Here is an 11,529-nt window from a genome sequence, read left to right as displayed (position 1 = left end):
GGAAGGGGCAGTGGCTCAGCAGGAGTTCATGACAGTCGCTCGCCATCGAAGTAGCCCCGGAACGGCCGCTGCAGCAGGGCGCGGGCGATCTGCCCGGCATGGCTGGTCGCCGAACTGACCTGCAGGGTGTTGTCGATCAGGTCAACCTGGGCCAACTGGGCCAGGGTGACGGAGCCGCCTACCGGCGTGCCGACCTCGGACCAATCCACATCGAGCCAGGTGTTGCCTGCAGGGGTGGCTGGAAGAGCTTGCTCGCCGTTCAGTAGCCGTTGCGCGTTGACCCGCGCCAGGAAAGTGGACCCCACCGGCGCGCCCCTGCCAACTTCCATCGGCTTCTGCAGGAGACCGCCACGCCTGCGCATGCGCGGCACTTCGCGCTGCTGCTCTTCATCGTCGAAGCCGAAACGCGGTTCGGTCATGGGTTCCTCAAGCACCCACCAGTAATTCTTGGCTTCGGTGTCGGCGAGCGGGAAGAGGAAAAAGACGATGTCGTCGCCGATGACGCCGCCACCGTCCGGATGAACGACGGTATTGGTGGCGGGTTCGGCCATTGCGGCGGCCAGGTCCTTGTCGAAGCTGCGTGGATTGGCCAGCTTCTTCACCGCGTAGACATTGGTGTTCGGGTAACGGCGCAGCAACTGGCCGCGGATGAGCAGCGCCAATCGCGCCGTGCCGCCGTGGCCGCCAGCCAGCCCGAGGCGGGCAGAGCGGTTCCACTGGTGGATAGGATCGATATCGATCCGGTTACGGTCGAAATAGGCCCAGAACTTCTGGAACGGGGTTCCCCGGCAATCGGTCGGAAAACCGCGCCACAGCAACTCACGCCCCATTTCGTGGTTGCTGCCGACGAGGAAGCTCTCGATGAACTTCGGGTTGGTCTTGACGAGCAGGATGGTGTCGTTGGGAATCTCCTCGACGCCGGGCATGAAGGCCGACTTGTCCATATCCACCAGACGCCGGTAGAGCGGCTCGTCAAGCTTGGGGTAGGCCATCACCCGGTCGTAAGTGCGCGGGATGATGAAGCGTTCCAGGTTCTTCAGCACCGGGCCGATGAAGCCGGCCGGCGCGCCCTTGCTGACAAAATCGTTGCTGCCGAGCTGGAGCATGCTTTCCACGCGGCGGGTTACCAGCACGGCCGGGTCGATGGCGACTACTGCCTGGGCTGCCGTCTTGACGTGGTCGAAGGGCACCACCGCCAGGCTGAAGCCTTTGGGCGGCGCGGGTGTCTGGTCGCGTTCGATCTTGTCCAGCCAGGCTTTGCCGAAGCGGTCGAGAACCGCCTTGTCGCTCACGGGCGGGGCGACGGTGATGCTGCCCTGACCGGCGATCGCCGGGCCGACAGCCGCCGGCGCAGTGAAATTTCCGCCGGCCTCGGCTACGATGTGCACCGGCTTCTCCTGGGCGCCACCGACCGGCAGCGTGTTGACCGGCAAGGAATTGAACAGCGCCGCATTGCCGTAACGGCGGATAGCCGTGACATTGACGGCACCGACTGCGCCAGCCATCGCTTTGCCGCGCAGGCGGTCGGCAGAATGCGGCAGTAGCTGCCCGCCGCGCGCGTCGACCCTGAGCCCCTGCGCAGCGAGAGCGAACCCGCCGTTGGCATCGGGCTGAACGTTGATCTGTACGCCCTCGGGACGGCTGGCTTTGGTGGCCAGCAGCGCCGTCGCCATCTCGCTGCGGCTGGGCACGGCGGTGGCGCCGCTGACTGCCAGCTGTTCGCTGAGTACATCCAGACGCTGGTAATGGCTGTCGAGCAGCACCCCGGCCTTGAGCCTTTCGCCAAGCGTGGACGTCCGCCAGCCGGAGCCCTTTAACCGGGCTTGCAGTTCCCGTCCGCTGGCGAGAAGCACCCGGGCGTCGGCAACGCGCAAGCCGTCGGCAAAGCCGGGAATACTAACGCGGGCATCGGGCGCCTCCGGCAGTTGCAAGCCATCAAGCGCGTTGAGTCCGCTCAGCCCATCGAAGCGGAAGCGGGCTGGCTGGGCCAGGGCAGCGACCGATTCGGTCTTGCTGAAGCCGTTGGAAAGGTGTTCAAGCTGGCGAACGCCGGCCGCGCCGCCGTTCTTGCGCAGCAGCGCGCGGGCGGGGCTCATCGAACGGCGCATGGCGCCATCGTGAAAGCCTTGCGGCAGGCTGGTCGCCTGGGCATAGCCATAGACCGTCTGTTCCTGACTGATGCGTATGCGCGATGCCGCCGGGGCGAGCATCGCCAGCCGCCGTGCTTCGGGCAGGTGCTGCAGCCGAGTGACCATCCGTGCCAGCGATTTGCGCGACAGGTGGGCGAGGCTGAACAGGCGCTCGGCCTTGATGATATCGCCGGCCTGCTTCCAGGCTGCCTGCATGAAGATTTCCTGATTGGTTTGCACCACCCGCGTGCCGACGCTGGCGCCCATGCGCCGCGGAACGCTGCAGTTAAGGCCGTTCAGCCAATGGTCGCGCTGGGTCGGTACCACCTTGTGCGTGGCAGCGTGCCACGCGCCGTAGATGGGCGGTCCGACGACGGGGACGTACCTGGGCTGCGCGTCGGGCAGATCTACCTCGGCGTCCTCGGACGCGATGATGGTGGCCCGCTCGTCGCCGGCGTTGAGGATGGTCGCGAGGTCGTTTGCAATTTCCGCGACCTGGCCGGGGTCGGGCGAGTCGTTGTCGGCGATCGTCAGCGAGATGAGTGCGCCTTCGTACTGGGCGAGGTAGTTGCTGGTCAGGAAACCCTTGCCCTGACCGCGGGCACTGTGCGGCTGCAGGACATGGTCGGCATCGACTTCGGTCGGCAGGCGGCCGAGGTGGGCCAGGCTGGCGGCGACCGCCGGGTTCTCCAGCGCGTAGTCCTTGGGGGTTTTCAGCCGCCGCGCCAGTGTTTCAAAATCGCCGGCCGGACCGGTACTGAAGTGCCAGTGATAATAGACCGGCAATTCAAGATCGAAGCTTGCGGCAACGCCTTCCCAGGCTGGCTCCAGCCGGGCATCGGCCGCCAGCGGGCGGCCCAGCCCGCTGTCGCGGCCTGGCTTGAAAACCGGAACCAGGCAGGCGAAATAGCTCGTGTTGGCCGCCAGCCGTTGCGGGCAGACGATGCGCGACAGATTGCGCGACGGGGCCGTCTTGAGCATGTCGATCGGGTTCTGCGCCTCGGGTTTGTCACGTACCACCTGCGCGTGCGCCCACATCCACGCCTGGCTAAGCGCTGGCAGCGGTGTGCCGAGCGGCAGGATCACGGAGGGCAGCAGGCGGCCGGGGCGTACCTGCGGTTCGCCGACCGTGGAAGCATCGAAAACGACCAGCGCCAGCCAGGGCATCAGGCGGTTGTTGGCATCCGCCTTGGCCGGCGTGAACATCCAGGGGAAATCCGGCGGATCGAACTCGATGGCGGCCAGGTAGTTCGGCTCGAAGTTGTGATTGTTCGAGCGCGGCTCGGTACGCACGACGATGCGCGGGTCGATTCCGATGATGTCGCCGGGTCCGCTGACCTTGAGCTTGACGGGGTCGGAATCCACGATCTGGTCGGCGCCGTCGCCCTTGCCCAGGAGATGCAGGCCGATATCCACGGCCGGCAGGGCCGAGGTGCCGGCCAGGTCGAGCTGCGCGTGTTGGTGGGCTCGGGCCAGGCCGCGCCGGGCCCAGGGGAGAAAATCGTAACTGAGATTGGCCATGGCGTTTTCTCCTAGCCTAGTTCAAACAACTCGACAGCCTGCCGTTCGGCGGCGGATCGCACACTGGGGGCGCTGCTGGCGCGCGCCTGCTCGGCCTGCCAATAACCTTCGAAGCGCTGATTGACCGCGGCTTTCTGGTCCGTCTTGCCGGTGACGGCGGCCGGCATGGCATCGCGCAAAGTGAGCGGCGCGCTGTCTGCCGGGAGCATGGCCTCCAGCGCGCGCAGGCCGCTGCGGCCAACGGCGCCGGTATCCGCCATCCAGTGCCCCTGACCATCGGCCATTGCGAAAAGGTGGCTGGACACCAAGCTGGTTCCAAGCAGGCCGAGATTGCCCGGTTTCGGATCGAGATCCCGGGTTTCCCATTCGACCGGGCAGTCGATATACGGACAGTCGATAAACGTGTCGAAGCCGAAGTCACGGCCAGCGGCCATGGCTTCGAAAGAGGGCTTGCCGAGTTTGTCGTCCTGTGAGAGGTTGAAGAACTGGGCGGCGGCAAAGTTCTCCTTCTTGATCGTGGTGGCCGCTCCCGCTGCGCTGCCGTGGAAGATCACGTCGGCGATATCCAGGGTGTTCGGTCCGGTGATTTTGGCGTCGCCGACCTTGTCGAGTTTGGTGGTGAGCGGCACCTTGCGTTGCGTGAAGGTGAGTGAAGCGATCGGGTGAGCCACCGGGTCTTTATCGCCTGCACGCTTGGTCAGGCTGACGAAACTCTCGCCGCCTGCCGGCAACTGGACACTCCAGTTATCCAGTTTGCTGGCTTCGGCTTGCAGCAGCAGCCAAGCGCTTTCGGTGACCAGCGGCGTGTCGATATCGTCGCCGAAGGATTCGTCGAAATCAACCGAGACACTGCCGAAGAAGCCGAGATCCACTTCGGCCAAGCCGCGGATACGCCAGCGCCCCGGGCCCTTGAGCAGGCCTTCGAGGCGCACGCCGAATTCGATGCCGAAGGCCATGGCATTGATCCACGCGCGGAAGTCGAGTTCGAAATAGAACTTGGGCTGCAGGTAGCAGATGGCATCGAAGCCCCAGCCGGCGTCAAAGCTGGCGACGCCGATGTCGCCCCAGGCCTTGACCTCGCAACCGGCCTGCACGGTGGCGGCGGTGACCGCGAAATAGGCCTTGACGCTGACGCCGATGATGCCGATCGAGAAGCCCGCGCCGATGCGGTCGAAAGGCATCGGGATGTCGGGCGGAATGTCGACGAAGCGCGGATGGAATCCGCCGGCGGAGATCAGGAAGGTCGGCTTGTCGCCAAAGGCGGCACGGAAGGCGAACTGGCCGGTGAGGGTGATGAAGGCGACGCGGGAATCGCGCAGCTTGCCGTCGAAGGCGATCTTGAACGGGTCGAAGATGATGACGCCGACAAAGTCGATCTGCAGGCGCAGGATGGCCAGTTGCTTGTCGACCAGCGGCGGAATCTGGATGATCAGTTGGCCGAGAATGGCGATCTGGCTGGCTTCGATCAACACGCCGACACGTATGAATACCAGGTTGGGCGTGCCCCAGCCGACTTCCAGCATCGGCCCGATGATGAAGCCGCCGGGCTTGAACGGGAACAGGCCCTTGAGCGTCTGGAATATCTGCGGCGCATTGCTCGCCACATCCTTGGGGAAGAGTACCGCATCGAGCCCGCCGGAGCCGAGCTGCTGGGCCATGGCGTTGGTGTCGGCGGTGTGCTGGACGCCGATCAGGCCGCCGATGCCGGTCAGCGTGAAGCCCCAGGAAAGCTGGATGGGCGGGAAGTTGCCGAAGATCAGCAGCAGCAGCGACCAGTTGTTGCCCGGCGGGCGCTTGGTGTTGAGCAGGCCGAGCGCCTTGATGCCGATCGAGGCGATCTTGAGTTCGAGGGCGCCCGCGTATTCGCCGGCTACCGGGTCAAAGGAAAGGAATCCGCCGCCCTTGACCGGGCCGACATCGAGCGAAAGCCCGAGGCCAGTGGGCGGCTTGAACTTGAGCGTCGGCTTGCCGTCGGCGACGTTGATGGACAGGATGGCGCCGATGCGTTCGACCGATCCCTTGAACGGGCCGAGATCCAGGCTGGCGGAAAGCGACAGCTCGGTTTCGATGATCGCGAAACCATTTTTTGGCGCGATGCCAAAGGTGATCGTCTGCAGCTTGAAGGGTCCGGTCGGCAGGCTCTTGATCGGCAGATTGACGCGCAGGTCGGTGCCGTCCTTGAGGCGGAAGCCACCAGCGGCGTCGGCCAGCGCCTCGATATCGAACTCGACCGAAATCTCCTTGCCCATCACCTGCGACAGCAGGGCGTCGTCGATCTTGACGATGATCTTGCCGCCCTTGGCGCGCAGATTGACGGAAGGCGCCAGGTCGCTGCCGCCGGCCGGCTTGGCCAGGCTGATGCCGCCGCCCAGTTCGTCGATCTGCAAGCGCACCGTGGGGTTCTTGGCGGGGTCGGGAAGCGAGATCGCGCCGTTGCTGCCGATGGTTTTTACGGCGACATCAAGGGTGATGCCCAGGGGCGTTCCCCCGGCCGCCTCGGAGACGGGCGGCGAGGTACCATCCCAGCGGATTTGCACGTCGCCAGCAGCCTTCAGGGAAAGGGCGATCTTGCGCGTGCCGTCGATCTTTTCCTTGCTGATCTCGCCCGAGAGGCCGACGACGATGCCTTTGGCCAGATCCGTATTCTTGATCTGGATGCCGTGGCCGGGGAAGGCCGAAATCACGGCGGGCGGCGGGAGCGGCGGGGGCAGCGTCTGGGCAATGGTCGCGGCGCTGAAGCTAGCCCACTTCTTGATTGCCTCCTCACCGCCGAAGGCCTTGTCGAGCACGCCGCCGAGCACGACGGTCTGCACGCCCATGGCCGACGAGGCCTTCATCGAATCAGGTGCGGCCGCACCCAGGGCGGCGGCCAGTTTTTCGGCGACGGGTTTGGCGGGCTGCGGCGGATCGGGCGGCTTGATGTCACTGGACAGGGTCAGTAGCAGCTTGCCCAGTCCGAAGGAACTGGTGTACATGCCGGCACTCTGGACGGCGGTCTTGACCTGGTTGACCAGCGTCTTGATGGCCTCCTTGGCTCCTTCCGGGTCCAGGTCGTCGATGGCGTCTATGGCCTTCTTGAGCGGCTCGATGCCGGCAATCACTTCGCCGACCACGATGGCGCCAACCGACAGGCTCTTGCCCGACACGCTGGCCTTGGCGAACTGCGCCGGGTCGGCCGGCGGCGGAGCCACGGCCGGATTGGTCGGGTCAGTCAGGCTCCACAGGATTTTCTTCAGCGCCGCCTTCTGGTCCGCGTCCGCCACATCCTTCAGGGCTTCGTTGATCGCCTGATCGAACCAGGCATGCACCCGCAAAAAAGCATTGTCGACAGCCATGGGGCTCTCCTTGTGGGAACGATGCTGGCAGTGTAACGAACACCGCAACGGTTTTTAATATAGAGAGGCGATCGGGAAAACACAAGGACTGAAAGGCCTGGAAACAACTCTAGAACCATTTTAAAAATGGCTTTATCCCGCATCAAAAGCCATCATATTGAAGCCAAGCTCCTGATAACGCTTATTTTTTAGCACTGAAGCATTCTTGTGAGAAAAGTATCCTTTTTCATGGCTGTTCAGTTATGTACTGGATTTAGTTCCTGACCACTCGAAGCTAACCTTGAATCAGAAGGACGAACTGATCGTCAAGCGCATTGCGCGCCTGACTAAGATCAGTCACAACTCCAGCAGCTCCTACTTCGGAGGGTTAGTGAAGATGGCAAGGGGATAAGCTGGGCATCAGCCAAAGGGGTAGAACACTTCGCCATGATCCGCTCTTGTCTTGATACCCCTTGCATAAACTGGAGCACAACCTCATTGGCTTGCATGCCAAGAGCAAACCCCTCTGCGCCGGTTTTGGGCTCAAGCGTAACGATGTTACTAGGATTTGGTGAGCGCGGTATCTCAGGCGTAGGTCGGGGTGAAAGCGGCTCCAGGTTTGGCTGCCGGGCCACCGAGGCCCTGGTTATCGCTCCAGTAGGGCGACAGTTTGCGCAACTGGGCGATGATCGGCGGGGCTGTGGCGATGACGCGATCGACTTCTGCTTCCGTGTTGTAGCGCGACAGCGAGAAGCGGATGGTGCCGTGCGCCGCCGTGTAGGGAATGCCCATCGCGCGCATCACGTGCGAGGGTTCCAGCGAGCCGGAGGTACAGGCCGATCCCGAACTGCCGGCGATCCCCATTTTGTTCATCAACAACAGGATGGCTTCACCCTCGATATATTCAAAAGCGATATTGCTGGTGTTGGGCAGACGGTTGCTGACATCGCCGGTCGGGAAGCAGTGACTGATCTGGCTCAGCAGGCCGATTTCCAGCTTGTCGCGCAGACGCTTGACCGTGGTGTTTTCCTCTTCCATGTGTTGCATGGCGAGCTCGCAGGCTTTGCCGAGACCGACGATGGAAGCGGAATTTTCGGTACCGGCGCGGCGCCCGCGTTCCTGGTGACCCCCGCGCAAAAGCGGGCGGAAGCGGCAGCCGCGGCGCAGATAAAGGACGCCGATGCCTTTGGGCGCATGCAGCTTGTGCCCGGAAAGCGAGAGCATGTCGATCTTGCTGCTTTTCAGGTTGATCGGAATCTTGCCTACGGCCTGCACTGCGTCGGTATGGAACATGATGCCTTTGGCGGCAGCCATTTCAGCCATTTCAATGACCGGAAAAATGGTTCCGGTTTCGTTGTTGGCCCACATCGCCGTCACCAGGGCCACCCGCTCGTGCAGTAGCGAGCGGTACTCGTCAAGGTCGAGGCGCCCCTTCTTGTCCACCTTCAGCTTGTGCACAATGTAGCCCTCCTTCTCCAGCCATTCGCACTGGTTGAGGATCGCCGGATGCTCGACCACGGTGGTGATCACCGTATTGCAGTCAGGCTGCGCCTTGAGCGCCGAGAGGATGGCCGTGGAATCGGATTCGGTGCCACAGGAGGTGAAAATTATTTCCGAGTCATGCTCGGCGCCGAGAAGTTCCTGCACCTGGCTGCGCGCCTTCTTCAGCGCCTTGCCCACTTCGCTGCCGAAGGCATGAATCGACGAGGCATTGCCGAAGTGCTCGGTGAAGAAGGGAAGCATTGCTTCCACCACCGCCGGATCGACCCGTGTGGTGGCGTTGTTGTCGAGATAGATCGAGGAATCCATGGCATTTTTCCTATGCGAGTTTGGAGCAATTGCGTGTTCGGTTAGCACCCATTTGAATCGTCGTTCCTGCGGACGCGGGAATCCAGAAATCTACTACTGGATTCCGGGTCAAGCCCGGAATGACGGCGCGGAATAATTTTGACTCCTGGTTACGCTTCGACCGGCATGTGCGACGAAGGCAGGACCTGCACCAGTTCGCCGAGTGTTTCGATCATCTTCTGCTGGATACCGCCAAGCGTGGCGGCTTCCATCATGCAACCCGAGCAGGCGCCTTTCAGGTGTACGTAGATCTTCTTGCCCTGCACATCGGCCAGTTCGACATCGCCGTGGTCGCGCTGCAGCATGGGGCGCACGGCATCGAGCACTTCCTCGATCTTCTTGATTTTCTGCACCAGCGTCAGCTTGGCCGAAGGCGGTCGCGGGGCTTCCGGCGTTGCCGGACAGGCGGGGGGTGGCGAAACTTCACCGGGGCCGGCGCGTTCGGACATGACTTTGGCCAGGATTTCCTCGATGCCTTCGTGGCAGGCGGCGCAGCCACCGCCGGCCTTGGTATAGAAGGTCACTTCCTGGACAGTGTTCAGGTTGTTGGCCTTGACCACGTCCTCGATCATCACCGCATCGACGGCGAAGCATTTGCAGATCAGCGCCCCTTCCTCGTGATCGTCACTCCACACCTCGCCGCGATAATTGGCGATGGCCGCCTGCAGGGCTTCGCGGCCCATCACCGAGCAGTGCATCTTTTCCGGCGGCAGGCCGTCGAGATAGTCGGCGATATTCTGATTGGAAACCTTGAGCGCTTCGTCGAGCGTCATGCCCTTGACGATTTCAGTCAGTGCCGACGACGAGGCGATCGCCGAGCCACAGCCGAAGGTCTGGAAATGCGCGTCCTGGATGATCTCGGTTTCCGGCTCGACCCTGAGCATCAGGCGCAATGCGTCGCCGCACTGGATAGAGCCGACATCGCCGATGCCGTTGGCTTCTTCGAGCGGGCCGGAGTTGCGCGGGTTGAAGAAATGTTCGCGAACCTTGTCAGAGTATTCCCACATGCTCACTGCTCCTTATAGTTTGAATGAAGAGCCGCAGGAGCACTGCGCACTGGCGTTCGGATTGTCGAACTTGAAGCCGGTATGGGTCAGCGTGTCGATGAAGTCGACGGTGACGTTGTCGATCATCGGAAAGGTCATCGGGTCAACCAGCAGCTTGAGTCCCTCGACGTCCAGTTCCCAGTCATCCTCGGCCTTTTCGGCTTCGAGCTTCATACCGTATTGCAGGCCGGAGCAGCCTCCGCCCGAGATCACCAGGCGCAGGCCGGCAACCGGCGTTTCGGAACCGCGAATAAAGCGTTGGACGGCTTTCACGGCAGCGGGGGTCATATTGATCATGTCGAATCTCCCTGTGTGGACAAGTGCTTTATTGCAATCCTTGTGCCACCCGTGAAAATTACCTAAGCAACTGTAATCATTCACTTATTGAAGTGCAGCGCTTTGTCGTTTTTGCGACAATCAGGCTGGCAGGGTGAAATCTTGCAAAGTGCAAACCCCTCCCGGCCTCCCCTTCTCAGGGGAGGAGCAAACCGCGGACTCCCACCTGAGAAGGGGGGCTGGGGGGGTTTAACACCGGCTCGGAACGAAGCGCAAAGCAATTCATACCTGCTCTACAATCGTCGCATCGCCGCGCAGCCTCTCCGGCCGCCCCCAGACTTGCACTGACTCCACGTAGCGGTCAGCCTCTACTGGGTGCGCGAGCAGCACCTGGTATTCGGCAAAAACGCGACCATCGGGAAACAGCGTCACCGTGCCGTAGCGCCGCTTGCCGCGCCAGGTGCCGATGCGGCTGGTTTCCTGCGAGAAAGGGTCGGTCTTCTCCTCGAAGCGGGCTTCAGCCCACACCGGCTCATCGCCGATCGACAGACCGAGTTTTTCGACCTGCGCACGCAAGGCGGCGCAGACCGCCTCGCCGAGCGCAAGCTCCGCGACGGGTGTTGACATCAGGCCGCTGCGTAGGTGTAGCAGTCCTTCGGGCAGACACGGCCGCAGGCACCACAACCGATGCAGTCGGCCGGGTTGGCCAGCGACATCACCATCATGTTGTCGTCATCGTTGTCATCGTCGTCGGCATCGAGTTCGCGCTCGACCAGATCGAGCACGTTGCGCGGGCAGACCTTGTAGCAGCGACCGCAGCCGATGCACTTGGCCTGATCGAGGTCGGTTACAAACTCAGGTATCCATTCGGTACCGCCCTTGGTGCGTCCGGTAATCATGCAGCGTGTCCTTTCTGTGCAGCAGCCAGGCGGGCGCTGGCGTCCGCCCAGGCCTTGCAGGCGTCAAATGTGGATTGGGAAAGCGCAGGAATCTCCCGATAAGCCGCCGGCAGGCGGTCTTCAACGAGATCATGCATTTGTGCAGCCCATTCGGAAGAGATGCGTTTCAATTTCTTCACCTCCTTGTCGAGGGCCGCCAGTTGTTCGCTGCTCAACTCATCGTTGCTCATGCCGACTCCCGGCAGTTATAGACCGGCAACCGTCGGATGCTGGCCGATGCGCTCGATGGCAACGCCGAGAATCTTGTCGGCCTCGTCCTTCATCTTGGACAGGCTGGCAAAACCGAAGCGATGCACGTCGCGCAGCGTACGGTCGACGGCGACCAGCTTGCCGACGGTGATCAGCGCACGACCGAAACCCTCGTGCGTCAGGTGCACCAGCGGCACGGCGAGCAGTTTGCATTCCTTTTCGATGAGTACCGAAATGGCGTTGTAGA

9 protein-coding genes are annotated in these 11,529 nt (G+C 62.5%); all 9 read right to left on the bottom strand.

What is annotated here, in order from left to right; all coding sequences use genetic code 11:
- Nucleotides 1-26: 26 nt before the first annotated feature.
- Nucleotides 27-3,650, bottom strand: a complete 3,624-nt coding sequence (locus tag JNM42_RS02245) for a hypothetical protein (protein WP_294265521.1) — start codon at nucleotides 3,648-3,650, stop codon at nucleotides 27-29.
- An 11-nt stretch (nucleotides 3,651-3,661) separates the two neighbouring features.
- Nucleotides 3,662-6,985: a DUF6603 domain-containing protein gene (locus JNM42_RS02240; protein WP_294265519.1), complete on the bottom strand. Its 3,324-nt coding sequence runs from the start codon at nucleotides 6,983-6,985 to the stop codon at nucleotides 3,662-3,664.
- Between the two features lie 564 nt (nucleotides 6,986-7,549).
- Nucleotides 7,550-8,773 (bottom strand): cysteine desulfurase NifS, encoded by a 1,224-nt coding sequence (gene nifS, locus JNM42_RS02235; RefSeq protein WP_294265516.1) that lies wholly within the window; start codon nucleotides 8,771-8,773, stop codon nucleotides 7,550-7,552.
- Between the two features lie 149 nt (nucleotides 8,774-8,922).
- A complete protein-coding gene (gene nifU, locus JNM42_RS02230; RefSeq protein WP_294265513.1) occupies nucleotides 8,923-9,819 on the bottom strand; it encodes a Fe-S cluster assembly protein NifU in 897 nt (298 codons plus the stop codon).
- A 12-nt stretch (nucleotides 9,820-9,831) separates the two neighbouring features.
- Entirely contained in the window at nucleotides 9,832-10,155 is a 324-nt protein-coding gene (locus JNM42_RS02225) for an iron-sulfur cluster assembly accessory protein (RefSeq protein ID WP_294265510.1), read from the bottom strand.
- Between the two features lie 261 nt (nucleotides 10,156-10,416).
- A complete protein-coding gene (locus JNM42_RS02220) occupies nucleotides 10,417-10,761 on the bottom strand; it encodes a hypothetical protein (RefSeq protein ID WP_294265507.1) in 345 nt (114 codons plus the stop codon).
- Nucleotides 10,761-11,033, bottom strand: a complete 273-nt coding sequence (gene fdxB / locus JNM42_RS02215; protein ID WP_294265503.1) for a ferredoxin III, nif-specific — start codon at nucleotides 11,031-11,033, stop codon at nucleotides 10,761-10,763. Before fdxB ends, JNM42_RS02220 begins: the two co-directional genes overlap by 1 nt.
- Entirely contained in the window at nucleotides 11,030-11,263 is a 234-nt protein-coding gene (locus JNM42_RS02210; RefSeq protein WP_294265500.1) for a CCE_0567 family metalloprotein, read from the bottom strand. Before JNM42_RS02210 ends, fdxB begins: the two co-directional genes overlap by 4 nt.
- A 15-nt stretch (nucleotides 11,264-11,278) precedes the next feature.
- Nucleotides 11,279-11,529: DUF269 domain-containing protein (locus JNM42_RS02205; RefSeq protein WP_294265499.1), on the bottom strand; the 251-nt coding region annotated here is incomplete at its 5' end.

Source organism: Propionivibrio sp., assembly GCF_016790145.1.
Taxonomy (GTDB): Bacteria; Pseudomonadota; Gammaproteobacteria; order Burkholderiales; family Rhodocyclaceae; genus Propionivibrio.
This window is presented reverse-complemented; position numbering and strand designations above follow the sequence as displayed.

Coding starts and splice junctions, on each gene's coding strand:
- nifU (WP_294265513.1), bottom strand. CDS start 9,819: ATGTGGGAATACTCTGACAAGGTTCGCGAACATTTCTTCAACCCGCGC.
- nifS (WP_294265516.1), bottom strand. CDS start 8,773: ATGGATTCCTCGATCTATCTCGACAACAACGCCACCACACGGGTCGAT.
- JNM42_RS02240 (WP_294265519.1), bottom strand. CDS start 6,985: ATGGCTGTCGACAATGCTTTTTTGCGGGTGCATGCCTGGTTCGATCAG.
- fdxB (WP_294265503.1), bottom strand. CDS start 11,033: ATGATTACCGGACGCACCAAGGGCGGTACCGAATGGATACCTGAGTTT.
- JNM42_RS02210 (WP_294265500.1), bottom strand. CDS start 11,263: ATGAGCAACGATGAGTTGAGCAGCGAACAACTGGCGGCCCTCGACAAG.
- JNM42_RS02225 (WP_294265510.1), bottom strand. CDS start 10,155: ATGATCAATATGACCCCCGCTGCCGTGAAAGCCGTCCAACGCTTTATT.
- JNM42_RS02245 (WP_294265521.1), bottom strand. CDS start 3,650: ATGGCCAATCTCAGTTACGATTTTCTCCCCTGGGCCCGGCGCGGCCTG.
- JNM42_RS02220 (WP_294265507.1), bottom strand. CDS start 10,761: ATGTCAACACCCGTCGCGGAGCTTGCGCTCGGCGAGGCGGTCTGCGCC.